Origin of the sequence: Sphingomonas longa, from assembly GCF_016892685.1 — a bacterium.
In the GTDB taxonomy this organism is placed as follows: domain Bacteria; phylum Pseudomonadota; class Alphaproteobacteria; order Sphingomonadales; family Sphingomonadaceae; genus Sphingomonas; species Sphingomonas longa.
On the sequence record NZ_JAFEMC010000007.1, the window covers coordinates 142526 to 166527 of the forward strand.

Annotated in this window: 23 protein-coding genes and 1 other RNA gene; 20 read left to right on the top strand and 4 right to left on the bottom strand. The window is 69.1% G+C overall.

The window, feature by feature from the left end; all coding sequences use genetic code 11:
• Positions 1-19 precede the first annotated feature (19 nt).
• Positions 20-295 (bottom strand): acyl carrier protein, encoded by a 276-nt coding sequence (locus tag ILT43_RS18640; protein ID WP_204200498.1) that lies wholly within the window; start codon positions 293-295, stop codon positions 20-22.
• Between the two features lie 188 nt (positions 296-483).
• Between ILT43_RS18640 and ILT43_RS18645 the strand changes: the two genes are divergently transcribed.
• From ILT43_RS18645 to ILT43_RS18700, 12 genes are all read left to right on the top strand, one after another.
• A complete protein-coding gene (locus ILT43_RS18645) occupies positions 484-1983 on the top strand; it encodes an acyl-CoA ligase (AMP-forming), exosortase A system-associated (protein ID WP_204200499.1) in 1500 nt (499 codons plus the stop codon).
• Positions 1980-3197: a pyridoxal-dependent decarboxylase, exosortase A system-associated gene (locus ILT43_RS18650; RefSeq protein WP_204200500.1), complete on the top strand. Its 1218-nt coding sequence runs from the start codon at positions 1980-1982 to the stop codon at positions 3195-3197. Before ILT43_RS18645 ends, ILT43_RS18650 begins: the two co-directional genes overlap by 4 nt.
• Positions 3198-3331: 134 nt before the next feature.
• Positions 3332-3928 (top strand): XrtA/PEP-CTERM system exopolysaccharide export protein, encoded by a 597-nt coding sequence (locus ILT43_RS18655; protein ID WP_239475085.1) that lies wholly within the window; start codon positions 3332-3334, stop codon positions 3926-3928.
• Positions 3929-3938: 10 nt separating this feature from the next.
• Positions 3939-5450, top strand: coding sequence for an XrtA system polysaccharide chain length determinant (locus ILT43_RS18660; protein WP_204200502.1), 1512 nt, complete (start codon positions 3939-3941; stop codon positions 5448-5450).
• A complete protein-coding gene (locus ILT43_RS18665) occupies positions 5447-6481 on the top strand; it encodes an AAA family ATPase (protein ID WP_204200503.1) in 1035 nt (344 codons plus the stop codon). The genes ILT43_RS18660 and ILT43_RS18665 overlap by 4 nt, the downstream gene beginning before the upstream one ends.
• Positions 6478-8079 carry a porin family protein gene (locus tag ILT43_RS18670; RefSeq protein ID WP_204200504.1) on the top strand — a complete coding sequence of 534 codons (1602 nt, stop codon included), beginning with the start codon at positions 6478-6480 and terminating at the stop codon, positions 8077-8079. The genes ILT43_RS18665 and ILT43_RS18670 overlap by 4 nt, the downstream gene beginning before the upstream one ends.
• A gap of 10 nt (positions 8080-8089) precedes the next feature.
• On the top strand, positions 8090-9157 hold the full coding sequence (locus tag ILT43_RS18675) for an ExeA family protein (RefSeq protein ID WP_239475089.1): 1068 nt from the start codon (positions 8090-8092) through the stop codon (positions 9155-9157).
• Positions 9147-9986, top strand: coding sequence for an XrtA system polysaccharide deacetylase (locus tag ILT43_RS18680; protein ID WP_204200506.1), 840 nt, complete (start codon positions 9147-9149; stop codon positions 9984-9986). The genes ILT43_RS18675 and ILT43_RS18680 overlap by 11 nt, the downstream gene beginning before the upstream one ends.
• Before the next feature lie 2 nt (positions 9987-9988).
• Entirely contained in the window at positions 9989-11023 is a 1035-nt protein-coding gene (locus ILT43_RS18685; RefSeq protein ID WP_204200507.1) for a FemAB family XrtA/PEP-CTERM system-associated protein, read from the top strand.
• Positions 11020-12156 carry a TIGR03087 family PEP-CTERM/XrtA system glycosyltransferase gene (locus ILT43_RS18690; protein ID WP_204200508.1) on the top strand — a complete coding sequence of 379 codons (1137 nt, stop codon included), beginning with the start codon at positions 11020-11022 and terminating at the stop codon, positions 12154-12156. Before ILT43_RS18685 ends, ILT43_RS18690 begins: the two co-directional genes overlap by 4 nt.
• The gene (gene xrtA, locus ILT43_RS18695; RefSeq protein WP_204200509.1) at positions 12153-13655 is read left to right on the top strand and encodes an exosortase A; all 1503 of its coding nucleotides are present in this window, start codon (positions 12153-12155) and stop codon (positions 13653-13655) included. Before ILT43_RS18690 ends, xrtA begins: the two co-directional genes overlap by 4 nt.
• A gap of 1 nt (position 13656) precedes the next feature.
• Complete coding sequence (locus ILT43_RS18700) at positions 13657-15543, top strand: XrtA/PEP-CTERM system amidotransferase (RefSeq protein WP_204200510.1); 1887 nt, start codon at positions 13657-13659, stop codon at positions 15541-15543.
• Positions 15544-15623: 80 nt separating this feature from the next.
• Here the strand turns inward: ILT43_RS18700 and ILT43_RS18705 are convergent, their stop codons facing one another.
• Together ILT43_RS18705 and ILT43_RS18710 are read right to left on the bottom strand one after the other, a co-directional pair.
• Positions 15624-16703, bottom strand: coding sequence for a 1,9-bis(guanidino)-5-aza-nonane synthase (locus tag ILT43_RS18705; protein WP_204200511.1), 1080 nt, complete (start codon positions 16701-16703; stop codon positions 15624-15626).
• A gap of 117 nt (positions 16704-16820) precedes the next feature.
• On the bottom strand, positions 16821-18053 hold the full coding sequence (locus ILT43_RS18710) for a type III PLP-dependent enzyme (RefSeq protein ID WP_204200512.1): 1233 nt from the start codon (positions 18051-18053) through the stop codon (positions 16821-16823).
• A gap of 140 nt (positions 18054-18193) precedes the next feature.
• Here ILT43_RS18710 and ILT43_RS18715 point away from each other — a divergent pair, with 140 nt between their 5' ends.
• Together ILT43_RS18715 and ILT43_RS18720 are read left to right on the top strand one after the other, a co-directional pair.
• Positions 18194-19156 (top strand): pyridoxal-phosphate dependent enzyme, encoded by a 963-nt coding sequence (locus ILT43_RS18715; protein ID WP_204200513.1) that lies wholly within the window; start codon positions 18194-18196, stop codon positions 19154-19156.
• On the top strand, positions 19153-19332 hold the full coding sequence (locus ILT43_RS18720; RefSeq protein WP_204200514.1) for a hypothetical protein: 180 nt from the start codon (positions 19153-19155) through the stop codon (positions 19330-19332). The genes ILT43_RS18715 and ILT43_RS18720 overlap by 4 nt, the downstream gene beginning before the upstream one ends.
• Positions 19333-19496: 164 nt before the next feature.
• Here ILT43_RS18720 and ILT43_RS18725 read toward each other — a convergent pair whose 3' ends face one another.
• Positions 19497-20153 carry an alpha/beta hydrolase gene (locus ILT43_RS18725; RefSeq protein WP_204200515.1) on the bottom strand — a complete coding sequence of 219 codons (657 nt, stop codon included), beginning with the start codon at positions 20151-20153 and terminating at the stop codon, positions 19497-19499.
• Positions 20154-20291: 138 nt separating this feature from the next.
• Here ILT43_RS18725 and ILT43_RS18730 point away from each other — a divergent pair, with 138 nt between their 5' ends.
• From ILT43_RS18730 to ffs, 6 genes are all read left to right on the top strand, one after another.
• Positions 20292-21305 carry a cysteine desulfurase family protein gene (locus ILT43_RS18730; RefSeq protein ID WP_239475094.1) on the top strand — a complete coding sequence of 338 codons (1014 nt, stop codon included), beginning with the start codon at positions 20292-20294 and terminating at the stop codon, positions 21303-21305.
• Entirely contained in the window at positions 21302-22330 is a 1029-nt protein-coding gene (locus ILT43_RS18735; RefSeq protein ID WP_239475096.1) for a cysteine desulfurase family protein, read from the top strand. Before ILT43_RS18730 ends, ILT43_RS18735 begins: the two co-directional genes overlap by 4 nt.
• Positions 22327-22638 (top strand): 2Fe-2S iron-sulfur cluster-binding protein, encoded by a 312-nt coding sequence (locus tag ILT43_RS18740; RefSeq protein WP_204200518.1) that lies wholly within the window; start codon positions 22327-22329, stop codon positions 22636-22638. The genes ILT43_RS18735 and ILT43_RS18740 overlap by 4 nt, the downstream gene beginning before the upstream one ends.
• A 149-nt stretch (positions 22639-22787) precedes the next feature.
• Complete coding sequence (locus tag ILT43_RS18745; protein ID WP_204200519.1) at positions 22788-23132, top strand: hypothetical protein; 345 nt, start codon at positions 22788-22790, stop codon at positions 23130-23132.
• 86 nt (positions 23133-23218) lie between these two features.
• Positions 23219-23503: a hypothetical protein gene (locus ILT43_RS18750; RefSeq protein WP_204200520.1), complete on the top strand. Its 285-nt coding sequence runs from the start codon at positions 23219-23221 to the stop codon at positions 23501-23503.
• Positions 23504-23539: 36 nt separating this feature from the next.
• An RNA gene (gene ffs / locus ILT43_RS18755) (signal recognition particle sRNA small type) lies at positions 23540-23637 on the top strand.
• The last annotated feature ends 365 nt before the right edge of the window (positions 23638-24002 follow it).

The window sequence follows — 24002 nt, forward strand, 5'->3', positions numbered from 1 at the left end:
GCCCAGTCGTACGCGTCGATCAGCTGCGCGCCTTGGAGGCGGCGAACGCGGTCAGCGCGCCGAAGGTCTCCAGCATGTCGCCATCGACCTCGTCATCCTCGATCAGGATGCCGAGACGATCCTCCAGTTCCGTCAGGACGCTCGCCACCGCCATCGAATCCAGTTCCGGCAGCGCGCCGAACAGCGGCGTCTCCGCATCGAATGCGGCGACGCGCGCGGGCGACAGGCCCAGCACGTCGCCCAGCACGGCGCGCACCGCATCCTCGACCGTCGTTTCGCTGCGTTCTGGAAGCAAGGTCCCGTTTCCCGGCTGGTGTTGCAGCGCCCCTATCGTCCGCCGCAGGAAACGGCAACGTCCAGCCGGTCACACCTGTGCTGCGAATACAACGGCTCAGCCGCAATCCCGTGTGAGGGAGCCCGCACTCGGGGACAGGGAAAGTGGGCCCCGTGCAACGTCGCGCACTTGGCGCTACATCACCGCGCATGATCCCGCTCGACCCGGTTGCCCACCCGCTCGACCATCTGACAAAGCGCGGTGCACCGGATGCCGTCGCGCTCGTCGATCGTGCCGGCGACATGACCTATACCGAACTGGAGGTCGCGGTCGGCGGCATGGCCGCGTGGCTGTCGCCGCGCCACCAGCCCGGCGAGCGTATCGCCACGTGGCTGCCGAAGACGCGTGCCGCCTGCATCATGCCGCTCGCTGTGGCGCGGGCAGGGCTGATCCATGTGCCGGTCAACCCCGCGCTCCGCCGCGCGCAGGTCGCCCACATTCTGGCGGACAGCGGCGCGGCGATGCTGCTGACTCAACCGACCCGTGCGACAACACTGGAGCCCGGCGACGTGCCGGCCGGCTGTACGATCGTCGCCGAAGCCGACGTTATGCGAGCGCTTCCCGACCACGTCGGACCGTCGTCGCTCGATCCGCAGACGCTGGCGGCGATCCTGTATACTTCCGGATCGACCGGCCGGCCCAAGGGGGTGATGCTCAGTCACGCGAACCTATGGCTCGGCGCGATATCCGTCGCCCACTACCTTGAACTAGAAACGAAAGATCGTGTCCTCGGTGTGCTGCCACTGGCGTTCGACTATGGTCAGAATCAACTCTTCTCGACCTGGGCGGCGGGCGCGTCGGTTGCGCCGCTGGACTATCTCGTCGCTCGCGACGTCGTGAAGGCGGTAGAGCGCACTGGAGCGACCACTCTCGCCGGCGTGCCGCCGTTGTGGGTACAGTTGCTAGACGCGGATTGGTCGTCGGAAGCCGCTGCCCGCCTGCGCCGCCTGACCAATTCCGGCGGCGCGCTGCCCCCGCGCCTCGTCGGCGCGCTGCGGGAGCGCTTCCCGAAGGCGGACCTCTACCCGATGTATGGCCTGACCGAAGCCTTCCGGTCCACCTATCTGCCGCCCGCGCTGGTCGACGCACATCCCGAAGCGATGGGACGAGCGATCCCTTACGCCGATGTCGCGATCGTCCGACCCGACGGCACGCGCGCCGCGCCGGACGAAGCGGGCGAACTCGTCCACGCCGGACCGCTGGTCGCGCAGGGCTATTGGCAGGACCCCGACCGCACCGCGGAGCGCTTTCGCCCGGCACCTGCGTTCATGGCGCAGGGGACCGCCGTCTGGTCCGGCGATACGGTGAAGCAGGGCGCAGACGGCCTGTTCCGCTTCGTCGGACGTGACGACGAGATGATAAAGTCCGCCGGCAACCGTCTGAGTCCTCAGGAAATTGAGGAGGCCGTCCTGTCCGGCGGCGAAGCACGCGAAGCCGTCGCGATCGGCGTTCCTGACGAACGCCTCGGTCAAGCCATCGTGGCTGCAGTGGCCGGCGACCCTGCCAGCGAGGAGGCTTTGCGCAAGCGGCTGAAGGCGGACCTCCCCGCTTTCATGCAACCCGTCCGCTACGTCTGGCACGACGAACTTCCCCGCAACGCCAACGGCAAGCTCGACCGGGCGGGCATCCGCAGGAGCATGACATCATGAAGCCGACCGGTCCGATCCCGCCAGAGTTCGCCAATCAACGCGGCGACCTGGCGATCGCCGGCCGTCCGGCGACGGCGTGGGCCTCGGCAGGCACGCCGCTGTTCGTCTACGACGCGGCGATCGTCGCCGCGCGCGTCGCCCGCTTCCGTGCAGCGATGCCCGCGGTCTATCTCCACTACGCGATCAAGGCCAACCCGCACCCGAATCTCCTTGTCGCGGTCGCGCCGCTGGTCGACGGTCTCGATGTGGCGTCCGGCGGCGAACTCGCCCGCGCCTTGGCGGTGAAGCCGGCAAACGCGATCAGCTTCGCCGGCCCCGGCAAACGCGATCCCGAGCTCGAAGCCGCGATCATGTCCGGCGCCACGATCAACCTCGAATCCGAGGGCGAAGCCACCCGCGCGCTCGCCATCGCGCACCGCGCAGGCGTGACCCCCAACCTCGCAGTTCGTGTGAACCCCGATGTGGAACTCCGCGGATCGGGAATGAAAATGGGCGGCCGCCCGTCACCGTTCGGTATCGACGCCGCCCGCGTGCCGACCTTGGTCCGCGACCTCGTCGCCAGCGGTGCGAATTGGCGCGGTTTTCACATCTACGCCGGAAGCCAGGCCCTCGACGCCGACGCGATCGCCGATACCCAGGCCGCGACGCTCGCGCTCGCCGCCCGCCTCGCCGAGGAGGCCGGCCACGCCCCGCCACTCGTCAACCTAGGTGGCGGCTTCGGCGTGCCCTACTTCGCCGGCGACCGCCCGCTCGACGTCGAGCATGTCGGGCAGCGTCTGTCCGAAGCACTCTCCACCCGCTCCACCGTCCTCAAGAAAAGCCGGTTCGCGATCGAGCTCGGCCGCTGGCTGGTCGCGGAGGCGGGGGTCTATCTCGCGCGGATCGTCGATCGGAAGGAAAGCGGCGGCGAGACTTTTCTGATCCTCGACGGCGGCCTCAACCACCAGCTCGCCGCGTCCGGCAATTTCGGCACCGTCGTCCGCCGCAACTACCCGGTCGTCGTCGCGCACCGAATGGGCGCGGACGCCGCGGAAACCGTCTCCGTCGTCGGTCCGCTCTGCACCCCGCTCGACCGGCTCGGTGACCGCGTCGCCCTGCCGCGGGCGGAATCGGGCGACCTGATCGCCATCTTCCTCGCCGGAGCGTACGGCGCGACCGCCAGCCCGGCGGCATTTCTCGGCCATCCGCCTGCCCTGGAACAGGTCGCCGGCTGACGCGGCGTCACTAACGCTATCTTCACCTCTGCCCCGCATAGCCGACCCTGAAAGCCCGTCCTGCGTCCGCGCCGGATCGGCCGATGGAGAAGTCGATGCGTTCGTACCGTGCCCCTCTCGCCTTCGCGACCACGATGATGCTCGCGGCCTGCGCCGGTGCCGGCGGCAGCCGGCCGGAACTGCCCGCTGCGGGGTATGTCGCCAGCCGTGAGACGCCGAGCGAGGAATATGTCATCGGCCCGCTCGACCAGTTGTCGGTGTTCGTGTGGCGCAACCCGGAACTGTCGGCGAAGGTGCAGGTCCGCCCCGACGGCCGCATCACCACGCCGCTGGTCAGCGACATGCCCGCCGTCGGCAAGACTCCGTCGCAACTGTCGGACGACATGAAGAAGGCGCTGTCCGCTTATATCAACGCCCCGATCGTCTCCGTCATCGTCGAGAATTTTTCCGGTACCTATTCGCAGCAGGTCCGCGTCGTCGGGGCGACCGAGAAGCCCGCGTCGATCCCGTATCGCGCCAACATGACCCTGCTCGACGCGATGATCTCGGTCGGCGGGCTCAACCAGTACGCCGCGGGCAACAAGGCGCGGCTGGTCCGCTACGACCGCGGCACCGGCAAGCAGAAGGAATATCAGCTTCAGATCGCCAACCTGCTGAAGAAGGGCGACAGTCAGGCGAACGTCCGGCTGGAACCGGGCGACGTCATCATCATCCCCGAGTCGATGTTCTGAGCGCCGGACGGTGAACGGCATTTATGACGAAGCGCGTCTGGCGCTACATGCGATCTGGACGCGGCGCTGGCTGGCGCTCGCGGTGGCGTGGGGCGTGTGCGTCGCCGGCTGGCTGGTCGTCAGCCAGATCCCCAGCCGCTACGAAAGCCGCGCGCGCGTGTTCGTGCAGATGCAGACCCTGCTCCCCGCCGGCCTCAGCGGCCAGCCGCAGGACCAGAACGCCGACATCGACCGCATCCGCCAGACGCTGATCTCCGCCGTGAACCTGGAGAAGGTCGTGCGCGGCACCGATCTGGCGAACAGCGTCGCCAGCGACCGCGACGTCGCCGACCGCGTCGCCGCGCTCGCGCAGAACATCAAGGTCACCTCGACCCAGGACAATCTGTTCGAGATCACGACCAGCGCCGCCAGCCCGAAATTGGCGCGCACGGTGACGCAGAAGCTGATCGACATCTTCGTCGAACAGAACCTCGCCGGCGACCGGACCCAGACGTCGCAAAGCCTCGCCTTCCTCGACAAGCAACTCGCGACGCGCCAGCAGCAGTTGCAGGACGCCGAATCGAAGCGCGCCGATTTCCAGAACCGCTATCTCGGCAGCCTGCCCGGCACCGGCTCCGTCGGTGACCGCATCGGCGCGGCGCGGGCGCAGGTCGCGCAGGTCGACGGTGACCTCGCCGCCGCGCAGTCGGCGTTGTCCGCCGTGCAGGGCCAGATGGCTGCGACGCCGCAGACGATCGCCGGGGCAGGGGGCGTCACCGGTGGCCCGGCCCGCGCACGTCTCGCTGCGATCCAGGGCCAGTTGGCGGACGCGCACGCCCGCGGCTTCACCGACGCGCATCCCGATGTCCTCGCGCTCAAGAGCCAGCTTGCCGCTGCGCAGGCCGCCGCGCGCGGCGAGCCGACCGGCGTCGCCGGCGGCGGAACGGGCAATCCGCTCTACCTGTCGCTCCAGTCGATGCAGGCCGACAAGCAGAGCCAGGTCGCGGCGCTGCGCATCCGCCGCAACCAGCTGCAAAGCGACCTCGACCTGCTCAATTCGAAACTGACCGAGGACCCCGAGGTCGCCGCCGAGCAGGGCCAGATCGAACGCGACTATCAGGTGCTGAAGGATCAGTACGACCAGCTTCTCGTCAATCGGGAGCAGATCGCGTTGCGCGGTCAGGCTCAGTCGCAGACCGATCAGGTCAAATTCAGCGTGATCGATCCGCCGACGACGCCGCGTGTGCCGAGCGCCCCGAACCGCGTGCTGCTGCTGACCGGCGTGCTGCTGGCGGGACTGGCGGCGGGGATCGGTGGCGCGTTCGCACTGGGCCAGCTTCGCGCGACCTTTGCGACCGCGCCCAAGCTGGAGAGGGCGACCGGCCTGACTGTCATCGGATCGATCGGCGAAGTCGTGACCCGTGCCCAGTCCGACCTGCGCCTGAAGCATCTCAAGATTTTCGGCGGCGCGACCGTCGGCCTCGTGCTCGCCTACGTCCTGCTCCTCGGCGTCGAGTTCCTCCAGCGCGGGATGGCCGCATGACCCTGCCTCGTCCCGTCGACCGCCAGCCCTCGCTGCTGGAACGCGCCGCCGCGGTCTACGACTTCGGCGAACATTATCGTGCGAAAGTCGGGGACGCGTCCTTCGGCCATGCCCGGGGCGGGCCGGAGGAGGAGGTCACGCCTCCCCCTGCGTTCGTGCCGGGCGGGGTCGAGGCACAGGCCACACCGCAATCCGCTGCGCACGCCGCTCCCGACCTGTCCGCGATCCCGGCCGAGTTCCTTGCCGATCCGAACGCCGACCCCGACGACGTCGTGCCCCCGCCGCTGCCCGCCGGGATCGTGTCGATCGACCGTGGCATGCTGGCGGAACACGGCATGATCGTGCCCGGCGCGCCGGTCGGCCCGCTGGCGGAGGAATTCCGGCTCATCAAGCGCCAGTTGCTCGTTACCCGCCGCCGCGTCGCTGACAGCGATCAGGCGGACAAGGCGCGCAGCGTCCTCGTCTGCTCGGCGCGTCCGCGGGACGGCAAGACATTCTGCGCGGTCAATCTCGCGCTGTCGATGGCGGCCGAGCGCGATACCGAGGTGCTGCTGGTCGATGCCGATGTCGCCAAGCCCGACGTGCTGCGCCGGCTGGGCATGCAGGACGGTCCCGGTCTGCTCGACGCGCTGGCCGACCAGACGATCGACGTTGAGTCGCTGGTGCTCCACACGGACGTACCGCAATTGTCGGTGCTGCCGGCCGGGGCGAAGACGGCGATGGACACCGAACTGCTCGCCAGCGCGCGGACGGAGGTGGTGATCCGCCGCCTGCTCGACGCCAATCCGCGCCGCCTGCTCATCTTCGACTCCCCGCCCGCGCTCGCCGCGTCGCCCGCCGCCGTGCTGGCGATGCTCGTGGGGCAGGTGATGCTCGTCGTCCGCGCCGACCGGACGCCCGAAACCGAGATCGGTCAGGCTGCCGACCTGCTCGACGGGTGCGAGCATATCCAGCTCGTGCTCAACGCCGTCTCGTTCGTCCCCGGGGGTGCCCGCTTCGGCAGCTATTACGGCATGGAGGAGCGCGCGTGATCCGTTCCGTCTTCGTCCTCGTGCCGGCGCTCGTGCTCGCGAACCCGGTCGATGCGCAGGATGCTCCTCGCGTCGCCCTCGCGCCGTATATCGAACTCAGCCAGGTCGTGACGGCCGACCTGAACTCCGGCGATGTCCTGACCTACAGCTCGCTGGCCGCCGGCATCGACGCGTCGATCGCGACGCGTCGCGCGAACGGTCAGCTATCGTACCGCTACGAGCGGCGGATCGCCTGGGACGATCGGATCGGCGACTCCGACATCCACTCCGGCCTCGCGCGCGGACAGGTCGCGCTCGCCCGCGGCCTGACGCTGGACGGCGGCGCAATCGCCGCACGCGCGCGCAACGACATTCGCGGCGACGCGCCCGGCATCCTCGCCGGCAATGTCGGCAACACCAGCCAGATCTACGGTGCCTATGTCGGCCCGTCCTACACGACGCAGGTCGGCGCGTTCGGCCTGAATGCCGCCTATCAGCTCGGCTATACCAAGGTGGAGACGCCGACGGTGGACGGGGCAGGCCCGGACCGCCGCCGGCTCGACTATTACGACGATAGCTGGGGACAGCTCGCCGCCGCCAGCATCGGCACGGCGCCCGGCGCGATCCTGCCCGTCGGCCTCACCCTGTCGGGCGCGTATAGTCGCGAGACGGCGTCGCAGCTGAAGCAGCGGTACGAGGGGTTATATGGTCGCGGGGACGTGCTGCTGCCGGTGTCCTATACCGTCGCCCTGACCGCCGGCGTCGGCTACGAAAAGATCGAGGCGTCGCAGCGCGATCCTCAGGTGGACGCGAGCGGCGCGCCGGTGGTCGACGGCAATGGCCGCTTCATCACCGATCCCGCCAGCCCGCGCCGGATCGCGTACCGCACCGACGGCGTCTATTACGATGCCGGCGTCGTGTGGCGTCCCAACCACCGCACCGAAGTCCGCGGCGCGGTCGGTCGCCGCTACGGCTCCACCAGCTACACCGGCAGCGCCACGTGGCAGGCGTCGCAGTCCACCGGGGTCGGCGTCGTCGTCTACGACACCGTCACTACTTTCGGCCGCCAGCTCCGCACCGGTTTGACCGCGCTGCCGACCAGCTTCCAGGTCCGCCGCGATCCGTTCGGGCAGAACTTCAACGGCTGCACCTTCGGCACGTCCGGTGCCGCACCCGGCGGCTGTCTGAACGACGTGTTCCAGTCGATCTCGACCGCCAGCTACCGCGCGCGTGGGATCGAGGGCGTGCTGTCGTCGCAGCGCGGGCGCAGCACCTACGGCGTCGGCATCGGCTACGCCAACCGCCGGCTATATGCCCCGGCCAATGGCCCGGGCATCATCGTCACCGGGCTGGAGGACGAGAATTACTTCGGCCAGCTATTCTTCACGCGCGCGCTGTCGCGGGTGTCGGGCTTCGATTCCAATGTCTTCCTGACCTATTCGGATACCGAGCTTCAGGATGGCGACGGCACGTGGTCGGGCGGAGCGACGGCCAGCTACTATCACGGCTTCGGCCGGCTCAGCACCACCGCGTCGGTCGGCCTCTATGCCTTCAAGGTCGGCGATTTCGAGACGAACTGGTCGGCGCAGGCGCTCCTCGGCGCGCGCTACACCTTCTAAGGACTGGATGATGGACGACGCGCACTGGGGCCTGACGGATCGCCCGTTTCAACTGACGCCGGACCCGCGTTTCTGGTTCGAGACGGCGACCCACCGCAAGGCGATGGCCTATCTCGGCTATGGCCTCGCGCAGGGGGAGGGGTTCATCGTCGTCACCGGCGACATCGGTGCGGGCAAGACGACGTTGCTAGGCCATTTGCTGGAGACGATTGATCACCAGCGGCTGAACGCGATCAAGCTGGTGTCGACCGCGATCGAGGCCGACGACCTGCTGCGCATCTGCGCAACCCAACTGAACGTCGACGCCGCCGGCCTCAGCAAGGCCGAACTGCTCGTCGCGATCGAGCGCGGCCTGCATGCCGTCGCGCGGACCGGTCGCCGCACGCTGCTGATCGTGGACGAGGCGCAGGCGCTGCCGGTCTCCGCGGTCGAGGAACTGCGGATGCTGTCCAACTTCCAGGCGGGTGGCCACGCGCTGCTCCAGATCCTGCTGCTTGGCCAGCCGGAATTCCGCGATCGGCTGCACGGCCTGGAGCAACTGCGCCAGCGCATCATCGCCATCCACCACCTCGACCCGATGGGCGAGCATGAGGTCGAGGACTATATCGCGCACCGTTTGTCGGTGGTCGGCTGGACCGGCCGCCCCGATTTCGCGGACGATGCCTTCACCGCCTTCTACGAGGGGTCGGGCGGGGTGCCGCGCCGGCTCAACCTGCTCGCCGGTCGGGTCATGCTGCACGCCGCGCTGACCGATCTCGACCTGATCGACGGCGCGACCGTGCGTCAGGTGATCGCCGATCTTGCCGCCGATCTGCCCGCGCCTGTGATTCCGTCGGTCGCGACGCCCGTCGTCGCGGCCGAACCGGCGGTGGAACGTTCGGAACCCGTCCACCCGGACTCGACCGTCGATGCTCGCATCACCGCATTGGAGGATCGCATCGAGCAACAGGATGCGGCGCTGCGCCGGGTGTTGACCCTGCTGGTCGACTGGATCGAGGCGGAGGACCCGCACCGCGTCGTCGCGCCGGAAAGCTATGTCCCCAACCGCACCGTGACGGCGTGGACCGATGCGGCCTGATCCACGCATTCTCAATGGCATGTCGGTGGATGTGGAGGACTGGTTTCAGGTCGGCGCATTCGAAAATGTGATCTCGCGTGACGACTGGGACCACCTCGACCGCCGCGTCGAACGTAACACCGATGCCGTGCTGGACCTGTTTGCCCAAGCCGGCATTGCGGCGACCTTCTTCACGCTCGGCTGGGTCGCGGACCGGCACCCGGCGCTGATCCGTCGCATCGCCGCTGCCGGGCATGAGGTCGCGAGCCACGGCTGGGATCACCGCCGCGTCTTCACGCTCTCGCCGGGCGAGTTTGTCGTCGACCTGCGGCGGGCGCGCGAGGCGCTGGAGCAGGCGAGCGGGCAGGCGGTCACCGGCTATCGCGCGCCCAGCTTCTCGATCGACGCGCGCACCCCGTGGGCGCACCCCATCCTCGCGGAGGAGGGCTATGCCTATTCGTCCAGCGTCGCTCCGCTCGCGCACGACCATTATGGCTGGCGGGACGCCCCTCGCTTCGGCTTCCGCCCGCTGAACGACAGCGCGCTGACCGAGGTGCCCGTCACCGTCGCGGAATGGCGCGGCAGGCGCATCGCAACCGGCGGCGGCTTTTTCCGCCTGCTGCCTGCCAAACTCACGGATATCGCCGTCGGCCAGTCGAACCGCGCCGGCCAGCCGGCGATGTTCTACTTCCACCCGTGGGAGATCGACCCCACCCAGCCACGCGTCGCCGATGCACCGCTACGGTCAAAGCTGCGCCATTATTCGCGGCTCGGTGCGATGCGCGGCAAGCTTGCCGGGCTGCTGCGGCGGCATCACTGGGGCCGCGTCGACCGCGCGATCGGACTGTGACGATGCCGCTCGTCACCGCCCCGCTCGGCATCCGCGAAGCCGCGCTGGCAGACCCGGGCGAAGCGGCGCGGATCGACGCGTTCGTGCGGAACACGGAGGGCGCGACGCCGTTCCACCTGACCGGCTGGAGCCGTGCGGTCGAACGCGGCTGTCGGCAACGCGCGCGCTATCTCGTGGCGGAGCGTGCGAACGGTACGCTGGCGGGAGTCCTGCCGCTGACCGAGATACGGTCGCTGCTGTTCGGGAAGGCGCTGGTCTCGACCGGGTTCGGCGTCGGCGGCGGCGTGCTCGGCGAGGGTGTCGAGGCGCTCGCGGCCGGCGCGTGGGACCTTGCGACGCGGCTCGGCTGCCCCGACGTCGACCTGCGCGGCGGCCCCGCGCCTGCGGGCTGGACGATCGACGATACCACCTATGTCGGTTTCGTCCGCGCCTTGGGGGCCGATGCGACGGCCGATCTCGCCGCGATCCCGCGCAAGCAGCGTGCCGAGGTTCGACGTTCGCTCGGCCTCGACCTCACGGTGGAGACGGGCCGCGATCCGGCCACCCATCACCGCGTCTACGGCGAGTCGGTGCGCAATCTCGGCACGCCCATCTTCCCGCCGGCGCTGTTCCGCGCCGTGCTCGACGAACTCGATGCCGACATCCTCACCGTCCGGCACGCCGGCGAGCCGGTCGCCAGCGTCCTGTCGCTGTATTTCGGCAGCACCGTCTTCCCCTATTGGGGCGGCGGCACGGCGGCGGCGCGGGGGCTGCGCGCCAATGATCGCATGTATCTGGCGTTGATGAGCCACGCCCGCGATCGTGGCTGCACCCGCTTCGATTTCGGGCGTTCCAAGACCGGCACCGGCGCGGCGGCGTTCAAGAAGAACTGGGGCTTCGACCCCGTGCCGCTGGCCTACGCGCGCCGGCACGAGGGGGAAGCGCGCAGCGTCAATCCGCAGAACGCCAAATACCGGATGATGGTCGCTGGCTGGAAGCGCCTGCCGCTGCCGGTCGCGCGTCTCGCCGGGCCGTGGCTGTCGCGGGGCCTAGGGTGACCGACCTGCTGTTCCTCGCCCACCGTGCGCCGACCGCGCCGGATCGCGGCGACCGCATCCGCAGCTACCATGTCCTGCGCCATCTCGCTGCGCGTGCCCGCGTCCATGTCGTCGCCTTCGACGAGGGAGAGGCACCGCGCCCCGCGCTCGATCTGGCGAGCTGGACCGTGATCCCGCGCACGAAGACGCGCGTCCGTGCGGTGGCGGAGGCGCTGGCGACCGGCCGCCCGGTATCGCTCACCGCCTTCGCCGACCCGCGCCTGACCGCCGCGCTCGCCGCGCTGCCGCCGGTCGACGCCACCTACGTCTTTTCGGGCCAGATGGCGCAGCACGTTCCGGTCGGGGCGACGACGATCATGGACTTCGTCGATCTCGACTCGGCCAAGTTCTTACAGCAGGCTGAGGCCGCGCATGGCCCCATACGCTGGCTGCTGGCGCGGGAGGCGAAGCTCCTCGCCCGGTTCGAACGCGATATCGCGTCTCGTGCAGGTTCAACGCTGTTCATCAGCGATGCGGAGGCGGCGCTGTTCCGGTCGACGGGCGGGCAGGGGCACATCGGAGCGCTCGGCAACGGCATCGACGCGCGCCACTTCGACCGCGGCGATGTCGTGCCCGTCCCGAGCAAGCGTCCGCTGATCGTCTTCACCGGGCAGATGGATTACCAGCCGAACGTCGATGCGGTGACGTGGTTCGCCGATCACGTGCTGCCCCGCCTTGCCGCCGATTTCGCGATCGTCGGTCGCGCCCCGACCGCCGCCGTCCGCGCGCTCGGTAGGCGCGAAAACATCGTCGTCACCGGCGAGGTTCCCGACACCCGTCCGTGGCTCGCCGCCGCGTCGGTCTGCGTCGCCCCGCTGCGACTTGCGCGCGGCGTCCAGAACAAGGTGCTGGAGGCGATGGCGATGGGGTGCCCTGTCGTCGCTACCCCGCAAGCCGCCGAGGGTATCGACCACGGCGGCACCGTACGCGTCGCCGAGCCGCGCGACTTCGCCGCCGCCTGTGCCGCGTTGCTCGCCTATCCCGGCACCCTCGGCGTCGAGGCCCGCGCCCGCGTGCTGTCGCATTATGACTGGGCGGCCCGGCTTGCCCCGCTCGACGATCTGCTGGGGATCGTTCGGACGCTCGCCGCATGACGTCGCTCGCCATCAACCCTACCGACACGACGGGCCCTTGGCCGCGTCACCTCGGCGTACTCGCGGGCGTGGCGGCGATGATCCTCGCGCTGTTCGCGAACGATGTTGCGCAAATGACCGGCATCTGGTGGACGAGCACCACCTACGGCCACTGCCTCTTCATCGGCCCGGTCGTCGCATGGCTGGTCTGGACCCGCCGCGCCGACCTCGCCACGCTGACGCCGGTCGCGTGGTGGCCGGGGCTGGTGCTGGTCGCGTTGGGCGGGTTCGGCTGGCTTTTGGGCGATGCGGGATCGGTATCGCTCGCCCGCCAGCTCGGCCTTGTGCTGATGCTGCAGGGGGCGGTCGTGACGCTGCTCGGCCCCAATGTTGCGAGCGGGCTGCTTTTCCCGCTGTGCTATGCGCTGATCCTCGTGCCGTTCGGCGACTTTCTCGAACCGCAGCTACAGGCGGTGACCGTTGCGATCGTGATGCCGCTGCTTCACCTCGTCGGCGTCACGGCATCGGTTGACGGTGTCCTGATCCACGCCGGCCGCTATCATTTCGAGGTCGCGGAGGCGTGTTCGGGCGCGAAGTTCGTCATCGCCATGTTCGCCTTCGGTATCCTCGTCGCCGCGACCTGTTTCCAATCCTGGCGGCGGCGGGCGGTGTTCATGGTCGTCGCGCTCGTCGTGCCGGTGCTGGCCAACGGTGTCCGCGCCTGGGGGACGATCTACGCTGCCGATATCTGGGGCATCGAGCGCGCCACCGGGCTCGATCATATCGTCTATGGCTGGCTGTTCTTCGGCTGCGTCATGGCCGGCGTCCTCGCACTCGGCTGGCGCTGGTTCGATCGCGCACCCGACGCGCCGGTGTTCGACTCGCGCCGCCTGCAAGCTCCGCCCCGGTTTGTAGCCCCTCTGGCCTTCGCCGCCGCCCTGACGCTCGCAACCGCTGCCCTGTTCCCCGCCTGGAGCGGCGCGATCGCCGGCCGGGCCACCGTGTTGCCGCAGACCACCGATCTTCCGCCCGTCGCCGGGTGGAGCGTAGCTTCGCCCGATCGCGAAGCGCCGTGGCAGCCGCATCACCCCGGCGCCGACCGCAGACTGTTCGGCCGCTACACCGACGGGCGCAACAGCGTCGATGTCGGCATCGCGATCTATGCCGACCAGCATGAGGGCAAGGAACTCGTCACGTTCGGCACCGGCGTCCTTCAGGAGGAAGACCGCTGGGTCCGCGTCGCCGATCTGCCCTTCGTCGCAGGCGGTTCCGCGATGCGGATCGTTGTGCCGGGACCGGTGGAGCGGACCGTCGCGACATGGTACCGCGTCGGCTCTACGGTCACGGCGGACGAGCGACGGGTGAAGCTGGAAACGATGCGCGCGCGCCTGATGGGCGGCAACCAGGTCGCGGTGGCGCTGCACATCGCCACGCCCGGCGGCGGCGACCCGGCGGTGATCGCGCAATTCGTTGCAGCGGCGGGTGGCCCCGATGCGCTGATCGAGCGGACGCTGCGCTAGCATGTGCGGCATCGCGGGGATCTTTCACCCCGGCATCCCAAAACCCGTCGACCCCGCCCGTGTCCGGCGGATGCTCGACGTGCAGGCGCATCGCGGGCCGGACGGGCAGGGCGTGTGGACGGCGCCCGGCGTCGCGCTCGGCCATCGCCGGCTGTCGATCATCGACCTCGCCGGCTCGCCGCAGCCGATGGCGGACGGCGCACTGACCGTGACCTACAATGGCGAGATCTACAACTTCGCCGCCCTGCGCGCCGAGTTGACGCAGAAGGGCGCACGCTTCCACACGAGTGGCGATACCGAGGTGCTGCTCCACGGCTGGCGGCATTGGGGTCCGGCGATGCTTGACCGGCTCGACGGCATGTTCGCCTTCGCGATCCACGACACCGACGCCGGCACGCTCTTCCTCGCGCGTGACCGGTTCGGGGTGAAGCCGCTGCATTATGCGGAACTGTCGGACGGCAGCGTCGCCTTCGCGTCGGAGCTCAAGGGGTTACTCGCGCACCCGTTGCTGCGGCGCGTGCCGGACATATCCGCGGTCGAGGATTACCTCACCTACGGCTACGTGCCCGACGACACCTGCCTCGTCGCGGGCGTGCGCAAGCTCGCCGCCGGTCATACGCTGCTCCTGCGCCGCGGCCACCCGCTGCCCGCGGCTAATCAATGGTGGGACATCAGCTTCGCCGATCGCGCCATCGGCAAGACCGATGCGCTGGCCGAGGAACTGATCGAGCGCATGCGCCTTGCGGTGCGCAGCCGGATGGTCGCCGACGTTCCGCTCGGCGCGTTCCTGTCCGGCGGCGTGGACAGTTCCGCGGTCGTCGCGCTGATGGCGGAGGCGTCGCCGCGCGCCGTGCGCACCTGCACGATCGGCTTCGACGAGGCGGATCATGACGAGCGCCGCTTCGCCACCATCGTCGCGAAACGTTTCGCCACGGATCATGTCGACCGCGTCGTCGATGCCGACGACTTCGGACTGATCGACACGCTCGCCGGCCAGTTCGACGAGCCGTTCGCCGATGCGTCCGCGCTCGCGACGTGGCGCGTCTGCGCGCTCGCCCGTGAGAGCGTCACCGTCGCACTGTCCGGCGACGGTGCCGACGAAGCGCTGGCTGGATATCGCCGCTACAGGTTCCACGCCGCCGAGGAACGTGCGCGGGGCCTGTTCCCCGCCCAATTCCGTCGAAACGTATTCGGCACACTCGGGGGCATCTACCCCAAGGCCGATTGGGCTCCACGCCCCCTGCGGGCCAAGTCGACGCTGCTCGCGCTCGCCAGCGACGGCGACGAAGCCTATGCCCGCGCCGTCGGCGTCACCACGCCCGAGTGGCGCGGCCGCCTGTTCACCCCCGCCGCCCGTGCCGCCTTTTCCGGACATCGTGCCGAGGATCGCTACGTCGCGGCCATGCGCGCCGCGCCCGCTCGCGATGCGCTCGACCGGGCGCAATATGCCGACGTGAAGATCTGGCTGCCCGGCGACATCCTGACCAAGGTCGATCGCACCAGCATGAGCGTCGGGCTGGAGGCGCGCGAGCCGTTGCTCGACCACCGTCTCGTCCAGTTTTGCGCCACGCTGCCCGCATCGATGCGGCTGCGGGGCGGTGAGGGCAAATGGCTGATGAAGCGCGCGCTCAAGCCCTATCTGCCCGACGACCTGCTCCATCGCCGCAAGATGGGCTTCGTCACGCCGGTCAGCGCGTGGTTCCGCGGACCGCTGGCCGAGCAAGCGGCCGCCCTGTCGCGTTCCCGCATACTGACCGAGACCGGCTGGTTCGACATGCCGACGATCGCGAAGATGGCCGCCGACCACCGCGCGGGGCGGGCGGAGCATGGCCGCACGCTGTGGCAATTCATGATGCTGGAACGCAGTCTGGGGCGGCTGTTCGGCTAGCGGAGAGGCTTGAACGGCGCGCAAAAGAAAGCCTCCCCCGGTCGCCCGGAGGAGGCTTCTTCAAACGCCGACGAGAAAGATCAGGCGAACAGCTTCGCCCAGCCGCGCTTCGCACGGTCCTTCCAGTGGCCGCGGTGATAAGCGTCCGACGCCAGCAGCGGCATCACCGAACCGGCTTCCGCGAACACCATCTGCTCGATGCCGGTGTTCACCTTGCCCCAGCTCGCCGCTTCCTGCAGCGTCGAGGACGAGCAGGCACCGTCGCGCACATCGGCGACGGTGATCTGCACCGCGTACTTGTGCACCGCGACGTCCTCGTGGCCCAAGATTTCGGCGCAGACGACCGTGTCCTGGATGAAGTTCTTGGGCACGCCGCCGCCGATCATCAGCAGGCCGGTGGTGCCCGCCTCGATCTTGATCTGCGTCAGCTCGCGGAAATCCGCGATCGCATCGAGCAGCAGGTACGGCTTGCCGGCCTTGGCCCGGTCGACCTGATGCTTGACGAGGCCGAACCCCGCCGAAGAATCGACGAAGGCCGGGCAGAAGATCGGCACGTCATGCTCGTACGCCAGCTTGACGAGGCTGTTGTCCTTCTTGCCGTGCTCGACCAGGTACTTGCCCATCTCGCGGATGAACGCGCGGCTCGAATAGGCCTTGGGCTCCAGCGACTCCGCGATCTCGAAGATCGTGTGGTCGACGTTCTGGAGCGCCTCCTCGTCGATATAGGTGTCGTAGATGCGGTCGATGTACAGCGACCGCAGCGTATCGTCGTCGGGGATTTCCAGCGCCTGATAGTGCTTGTGGCCAAGCCCTTCGAAGAAATCCATGTCGACGATGGTCGCGCCGGTGGCGACGATGCAGTCGACCATGTTGTTGCGGACCAGCTCCGCATACAGGTCCATGCAGCCGCCGGCCGAAGTCGATCCCGCGATGACGAGGCAGACCGTGCAGTCCTTGTCGGCCAGCATGTCGTTGTAGATCTTCGTCGCGCGACCCAGGTCGCGGCTGGTGAAGCTCATGTCCGCCATCGCATCGACGATCGGGCGCGCGTCGAAGCTGGTGATGTCGATATGCTTGACCTGCTTCGACAGAAGCTCGGCCTTGCGGGTATCGTTGATCGGCGCGTTCGCCGCGGCGGTCTTGTTCAGGGTATCGGTCATGGCTGGCCCTTGGCTATCCAGAACCCGTCGTCGTTCGAAATGGGGACGCGGAAACCCAAAGCCGCCCCCTCCACGCAACCGCGCGGAGGGGGGCAGAACTGCAATATAGGTAAGCCGTTACAGCTTGACGACGTTCGACGTCATCTCAAGCTCGACGGGAACGTACAGCGACACCATCGGCTCGTCGTCGACGATCACGGTTTCGTCGCAGCCGAAGCCGTTGAAGGCGGTGCGCATCGCCGCGCCATACGCGCCGAGCATCCCGATCTCGATATAGTCGCCCGCATTGACGTCGGCCGGCAGCAGGAACGGCCCTGCCATATGATCCATGTCGTCGCAGGTCGGACCATAGAACGAGAAGGGATGATCCCGCACGGTCGATTCCGGCTCGCGCAGCAGCGTCGTCGGGAATTGCCAGCCGAGATGAGCGGCATCGAACAGTGCGCCGTACGCGCCGTCGTTGATGTACAGCTCGTTGCCACGGCGACGCTCGACGCGCACCACGACCGACGAATATTCCGCACACAGCGCCCGGCCCGGCTCCGCCCACAATTCCGCCGAATAGCTGATCGGCAGCGATTCGAACGCACGGTGGATCGTCTCGAAGAAGCGTTCCAGCGGCGGCGGCTCCATCCCCGGATAGGACGACGGGAAGCCACCACCCACGTCGATCACGTCGACCGTCACCGCCGCATCGACGATCGCTGCACGCACGCGCTCCATCGCCGCCGCATAGGCTTCCGGCGTCATCGCCTGGCTGCCGACGTGGAAGCAGATACCCAGCGCGTCCGCCGCCTGGCGGGCCGCGAACAGCAGTTCCTTCGACTCGCCTGGGCCGACGCCGAACTTCGATGCCAGCGACAGCTTCGAATGCTCGGACGACACGCGCAGCCGGACGCACAGCGTCAGGTCGGACGCGTTGCGGGTGGCGCGCATGATCTTCGCCAACTCTTCCATGCTGTCGAGCGAGAAGGTGCGAACACCGTGCGTGAAATACGCCTCGGCGATCGCTTCCTCGGGCTTGACCGGGTGCATGAAACAGCAGGTCGCCTCCGGGGCCACCGACTTCACCAGACGAACCTCGGCGATCGACGCCGTGTCATAATGGGTGATGCCGTTGTCCCACAGGATCTGGATCAGGTCGGGTGACGGATTCGCCTTCACCGCATACATCGAACGGCCCTGGAACTTCTCGACGAAGAACCGGGCGGCCCGCGCAGCGGCGTGGGGACGAGTCAGCGTCACCGGATCGACCGGTTTCCGCTTGGCGATGTCGATGCCTCCACGAACGACGGGGAGGACGGTCGAATGGGCTTTCGCTAGCCCCAGCGCGCTATGGTGCTTGTGCAATTCAAGGGACCTCCAAGTGCCTGACGGCTACGGTTCGAAAAACACTGCCTTGCGGTTGGAAGTCCCATGGGGCAGCGGAAGCGCGATCTATGGGCGCGCGCCCTCCATGTAAAGCGACTTGATGAAGGAGTCGGCAAAGAGTGACGATTTTGCGACAGCCGACGCGTGCGGGCGTGCGCGACGCTGCAGCCAAACTGGCGCAGGTGGTACCGCCGACCCCGCTCTACGTCGCTGAAATCAGGGGTGTTCCGGTAGCGCTCAAGGCCGAGTCGCTGCAACCGATGGGGGCGTTCAAGCTGCGTGGGGCGTGGCATCGGCTGACCGCGCTGAACGAGGCCGCCCGGCGTCGCGGCGTCGTTGCCTTTTCATCCGGCAATCACGCTCAAGGCATTGCGTGGGCAGCCAAAAAGCTCGGTATCGCGGCGACGATCGTGATGCCGTCGGACGCGCCCCGGTCGAAGCGGGAAGGTACGCTCGCACTGGGGGCGGAGGTGGTCGATTACGACCGTGCAACGCAGAGTCGCGAACAGATCGCCGCACAACTGGCGGAGGCGCGCGGCGCGACGCTCGTCCCCAGCTTCGACGATCCGTGGATTATCGAGGGGCAGGGCAGTTGCGCGCTCGAAGCCGCGACCCAGATGGTGGCGGCGGGCCTGCCCTCACCGGCGCACGTCGTCGTTCCCTGCGGGGGCGGCGGTCTGGCGGCCGGTACGGCGCTCGCCCTGCCGGACGCGCGTGTCACCGTCGTCGAGCCGGAGGGCTGGGACGACATGCGCCGCAGCCTGGAGGCGGGCTGGATCGAGCCGGTCGGCCCCAATCCGCCGCCGACCGCCTGCGACTCGCTCCAGACCCCGCGTGTGTCGCCGCTGACGTTCGACGTTCTCTCCCGTCGTGGCGCCGAGGGCGTCGCGGTGTCCGAGGCGGGGATCGCCGCCGCGCAACGCTGGGCTGCCGAGCGCCTGCGCCTTGTCATCGAACCCGGCGGGGCAGTCGCCCTGGCGGCGCTGCTGACGGGCAAGGTCGCGCCCGCCGCCGGAACGCTCGCGATCCTGTCCGGCGGCAACGTCGACCTCGACGCCTATGCGAAGGTCCTTAAAGCATGAGCGGCCCGCTGGGCACGATCGCCTCCGCCGCCCCGGCGATCGCGATGCTGGGCTGCTTCGCGTGCGTCGCTGGCGGTGCCGTCCTGATCGTCCGTCAGCGCAACTACTTCAAGGGTGCGCTGATGCTGGTGATGGCCGCGGTGCTGCTGGGGAACGTGCTGATCTGGACGATGTGAGTTGGAGCCAATTGCCGGCGACCTCCCGCAGGCTTCGAGGACTTCCGCTCAGTCTCAGGGAGCGCTGGCGATGTCACGGCCCGCCGCGGGCCAAGCCTGCGTCGTCGGACGGCGCGAAGCGCCGCCGGCCGGGCAAAGGGTGCGCGTTTCGCGCACCCTTTGCCTCACTTGATCGGCGACTTCGGGTCCAGCCGCATGTCCAGATACTTGTCCACGGACCCCATCAATTCCGGCATCTCGTGCTCGAAGAAGTGGTTCGCCTTCGGGATCGTGTCGTGATGGATGGTGATGTGCTTCTGCGTGCGCAGCTTGTCGACCAGCTTCTGGACGGCGCTGGGTGTCACGACCTCGTCCGCCTCGCCCTGGATGATGATGCCCGATGAGGGGCAGGGGGCGAGGAAGGTGAAGTCGAACATGTTCGCGGGCGGCGCGATCGAGATGAAGCCGCGAATCTCCGGCCGCCGCATCAGCAACTGCATGCCGATCCACGCGCCGAAGCCGGTGCCCGCGACCCAGGTCTGCGACGCCTCCGGGTGGAAGCTCTGCACCCAGTCGAGCGCCGACGCCGCATCGGACAGTTCGCCGATGCCGTTGTCGAACGTCCCCTGGCTCTTGCCGACCCCGCGGAAGTTGAAGCGCAGGGTCGCGAAACCGCGCCGCTGGAACGTCTTGTAGAGTTCCTGCACGATCCGGTTGTTCATCGTCCCGCCGGCGCTGGGATGCGGGTGCAGGATCATCGCCACCGGCGCGCGCGGACGCGGTGCGGGGGCGAAGCGCCCTTCGAGACGGCCTTCGGGACCGGGGAAAATGACTTCGGGCATAAGAGACTCGTCCGGGAAAGCGCGACCGAGGTGGAGCGCGGAAACTGGCGCGCTATATAGGCACGGTCCCTTCTTTCGCAAACGAAACGGCCCACCCGCTTGTCCCGCACCTATCTCGACCATGCCGCGACCACGCCGATGACCCCCGCCGCGCGTGCCGCGATGGCGGAGGCGGCCGCGACCTGGGCCAATCCGTCGTCCCCGCACGCGGAGGGCCGGGCCGCCCGCGCCGCGCTGGAGGATGCGCGGCGCCGGATCGCGGCCGCGTACGGCTGGACCGGCGAAGTGATCCTGACCAGCGGCGCGAGCGAGGCGCTGGCGCTGGCCCTGACCCGCACGCAGGTCGCGCATCACCGCATCACCGCAGTCGAGCACGACGCCGTGTTCCGCGCGGCCCCGCAGGCGGAGGTGCTGCGCGTCGGCACCGACGGCCAGCTCGCCGCGATCCCATCTGCGGCCGACACGCTGACCTGCGTCCAGTGGGCGAACAGCGAAACCGGCGTGCGCCAGCCGATCGCAGCCGTCGCCGCCGCGATCCACGAATCGGGTGGCCTGCTGCTGGTCGACGCCGCGCAGATGCCCGCTGGCGTCGACGCGGACATCGCGAAGGCGGATTTCGTCGCCGTCTCCGCCCACAAGCGTGGCGGCCCGCCCGGCATCGGCGCGCTGCTGGTCCGCGATCTCGCCACGCTGATGCCGACCGGCGGGCAAGAGCGGGGCTACCGGCCGGGAACGGAGAACGTGCCCGCCGCGATCGGCTGGGCCGCGGCGCTGGCCGAGCCCGAAGACGTGAACGCGTTGAAGTCCCTCCGCGAACGTCTCGACGATGCGATCCTGCGCTCGGGCGGCGAGGTCGTCGCGGCCTCCGCACTGCGCCACCCCGCGATCGGATCCTACCGTCTACCCGGCGTCGCCTCCGCCGCGCAGTTGATCCGCCTCGACCTCGCCGGGTTCGCGGTATCGGCCGGCAGCGCGTGTTCGTCGGGCAGCATGAAGCCCAGCCACGTCCTCGCCGCGCTGGGGTACACAGAGGAGGCCGGTCGCGAGGTCATCCGCGTCAGCTTCGGCCGCACCACGACGGCGGCGGAGGTCGACGCCTTCATCGCCGCGTGGCGCAACGTCGCCCGCGCCACGCGCAGCTTCGCGGCATGATCTACCTCGACTATCAGGCGACGACCCCGCTTGCGCCCGAAGCGTTCGAGGCGATGCTGCCGTGGCTGCGCGACCAGCACGCCAATCCGCATTCCCCGCACCGCCCCGGCCGTGCTGCCAAGGCTGCCGTCGAAGTCGCCCGCGCCGAGATCGCCACGTTGCTGCCGCCAGGGGGGCGCGTCGTCTTCACCAGCGGCGCGACCGAGGCGCTGAACTGGGCGATCAAGGGCAGCCGCCGGCCGATCACCACGATCGCCACGGAGCACGCCGCCGTGCTCGACACCGTCGCGGCGGTCGGCGACGCGACGATCCTGCCGGTCGAGCGCGACGGCCGCGTCGCGACTCCGCCGGTGAGCGATGAACTCGTCGTGGCGATGCTCGTCAACAATGAGATCGGCACGATCCAGCCGCTGGACGCGATGCGCGGTGCACCGCTGCTCTGTGACGCCGTACAGGGCTTTGGCCGTGTGCCGATCCCCGACAACGTCGACCTCGTGGCCATCTCCGCGCACAAGATCCACGGGCCGAAGGGGATCGGCGCGCTCTGGATTCGTGACGGACTCCACCTCGAACCGCTGCTCCACGGCGGCGATCAGGAAGGCGGTCGTTCGGGCACGCTCTCGCCCGCCTTGTGCGCGGGCTTCGGCGCCGCCGCTCGCCTGATGCGCGACCGGGCCGTTCAGGACGCCGAGCATGTCGAACGGCTCTGGTCGCTCGCCACCGACCGGCTGAAGGGGTGGACGATCAACGGCTCGACCGAGCATCGCTACCGCGGCAACCTCAACGTCCGCCGACCGCGGCTCGATGTCGCGCGGTTGATGAGCGACTGCCGTGACATCGCCTTCTCCGCCGGCTCGGCCTGCGCCAGCGGCTCCGGCCGGCCCAGCCACGTGCTACGCGCGATCGGCCTGACGGATGCGGAGGCGCGCTCGTCGATCCGGCTCGGCTGGGGCCGCTACACGACGGAGGCGGAGCTTGGCGACGCGCTCGACCGCCTGATCGACGCCGCGGACGTGCAGGCATGATCCGTGTCCGCCTGGAGTCGCCTGACGGCATCGTCGTGGAAGCGGAGGGCGCGGACGGTGCCCGCCTGCTCGACGTGGCGCAGGCCGCCGGAATGCCGCTGGAGGGGACGTGCGACGGCGACATGGCCTGCGCGACGTGCCACGTGATCGTCGCCGCCGACGATTTCACCCGACTGCCGCGGGCGACGGAGGCGGAGGAAGACCTGCTCGACCTCGCCCCCGCCGCGACGCGCACCAGCCGGCTGTCCTGCCAGGTCCGGCTGACCGCCGCCCTCGATGGCCTGACGGTCCGGGTCCCCGCCGACTGATGGTGGCCGCAGACGGCGTGAGCTGCGCCCCAACCCACCGACAAAGCTGACGATTCCACAACGGCGGGTTCAGCCATAATGCATCGGCCGGGGTCCATCTCCCCTTCATGCCCGCACCGGGAAGCGGGTCAGTAAAGGAGTATGGAGCCATGAAGATCATCGCATCGATGAAGATCGTGATGGGTGCCGGCCTGATCGCCGCCAGCGGCCTCGCCGCCGCGACGCCGGCCGAGGCGCAGCGCTGGGACCGCGACGGATATGGGCGCGGCGGTTATGATCGCGGCCACGATCGGGATTATCGGGACGATCGCCGCGGCCGCCACTGGAACCGTGGCGACCGCTGGGATCGCGGCGACCGCTGGCACCGCGGCAACGCGCGCTGGGATCGCGGATCGCGCTGGGGCGGCCGGGATTATCGCCGCGGCCGCACCGTGTGCCGCTACGACCGGACGCGTCACGGACCGGTCCGCAACTGCTATCAGGTCTATCGCTGATCCCATTTGACCGGATCGGGCCGGATGGAACGGGCGCGTCGCCCGGACATTCGGCCCGGACCGGGAGCTAGAAAAGGAAAATCGTCATGACATTCAAGTTCGTTCTCGCCGCCGCGCTCGCCGTCGTCGGTGTGTCGCCGGCGCTTGCCAGCCCGGCCGCCGCCGCACCCGTCGCAGCCACCGCACCGCTGTCCGCCGCCGCATGGGAGCCGCAGCGCACCATCGTTCACGAGCGCACCGTCGTACGTCGCGGACCGGGCTATGGCCGCCACGGCTATCGCGACCGCGTCCGCACCCGCCGAGTGTGCACCAACCGCTGGCGTCATGGCGAGCGCGTCCGCGTATGCCGCACGGTGCGTCGCTACCGCTGACGACTTGATCGCGCCGCCCGGCTCCGCCATAGGAGCCGCGGGAGTCGGGCGGACGTGGTCGTCGCCAACCCGGTCAGGTCCGGAAGGAAGCAGCCGCAACGATTCCGCCACGGGTCGTCCCGGCTCCCACCGCGCAGTCAGCGAGAGCGCAGCAAGCTGCGCCACGCTGACAAGCGCGGCCGGCGGGCGACGCCCGACCGACGGCGCGGCTTAGCCGCGACGCCCCTTCTGCGCAGCAAGCGAGAGCACGTCCCGACGTGCCACGCGCGCAAGCACGGCCAGCGGTGCGCAGCACCGTCTGACGGCGCGGCTTAGCCGCCACGCCCCTTCTGCGCAGCAAGCGAGAGCACGTCCCGACGTGCCACGCGCGCAAGCGCGGCCAGCGGTGCACAGCACCGTCTGACGGCGCGGCTTAGCCGTGACGCCCCTTCTGCGCAGCAAGCGAGAGCACGTCCCGACGTGCCACGCGCGCAAGCACGGCCAGCGGTGCGCAGCACCG

Bases quoted from the DNA above. Each gene is read 5' to 3' on its own strand.
- ILT43_RS18705 (WP_204200511.1), bottom strand. From the start codon at position 16,703: ATGACCGATACCCTGAACAAGACCGCCGCGGCGAACGCGCCGATCAAC.
- ILT43_RS18745 (WP_204200519.1), top strand. From the start codon at position 22,788: ATGAAGATCATCGCATCGATGAAGATCGTGATGGGTGCCGGCCTGATC.
- ILT43_RS18750 (WP_204200520.1), top strand. From the start codon at position 23,219: ATGACATTCAAGTTCGTTCTCGCCGCCGCGCTCGCCGTCGTCGGTGTG.
- ILT43_RS18725 (WP_204200515.1), bottom strand. From the start codon at position 20,153: ATGCCCGAAGTCATTTTCCCCGGTCCCGAAGGCCGTCTCGAAGGGCGC.
- ILT43_RS18675 (WP_239475089.1), top strand. From the start codon at position 8,090: ATGGACGACGCGCACTGGGGCCTGACGGATCGCCCGTTTCAACTGACG.
- ILT43_RS18735 (WP_239475096.1), top strand. From the start codon at position 21,302: ATGATCTACCTCGACTATCAGGCGACGACCCCGCTTGCGCCCGAAGCG.
- xrtA (WP_204200509.1), top strand. From the start codon at position 12,153: ATGACGTCGCTCGCCATCAACCCTACCGACACGACGGGCCCTTGGCCG.
- ILT43_RS18645 (WP_204200499.1), top strand. From the start codon at position 484: ATGATCCCGCTCGACCCGGTTGCCCACCCGCTCGACCATCTGACAAAG.
- ILT43_RS18740 (WP_204200518.1), top strand. From the start codon at position 22,327: ATGATCCGTGTCCGCCTGGAGTCGCCTGACGGCATCGTCGTGGAAGCG.
- ILT43_RS18685 (WP_204200507.1), top strand. From the start codon at position 9,989: ATGCCGCTCGTCACCGCCCCGCTCGGCATCCGCGAAGCCGCGCTGGCA.
- ILT43_RS18680 (WP_204200506.1), top strand. From the start codon at position 9,147: ATGCGGCCTGATCCACGCATTCTCAATGGCATGTCGGTGGATGTGGAG.
- ILT43_RS18665 (WP_204200503.1), top strand. From the start codon at position 5,447: ATGACCCTGCCTCGTCCCGTCGACCGCCAGCCCTCGCTGCTGGAACGC.
- ILT43_RS18720 (WP_204200514.1), top strand. From the start codon at position 19,153: ATGAGCGGCCCGCTGGGCACGATCGCCTCCGCCGCCCCGGCGATCGCG.
- ILT43_RS18650 (WP_204200500.1), top strand. From the start codon at position 1,980: ATGAAGCCGACCGGTCCGATCCCGCCAGAGTTCGCCAATCAACGCGGC.
- ILT43_RS18730 (WP_239475094.1), top strand. From the start codon at position 20,292: ATGACCCCCGCCGCGCGTGCCGCGATGGCGGAGGCGGCCGCGACCTGG.
- ILT43_RS18655 (WP_239475085.1), top strand. From the start codon at position 3,332: ATGATGCTCGCGGCCTGCGCCGGTGCCGGCGGCAGCCGGCCGGAACTG.
- ILT43_RS18700 (WP_204200510.1), top strand. From the start codon at position 13,657: ATGTGCGGCATCGCGGGGATCTTTCACCCCGGCATCCCAAAACCCGTC.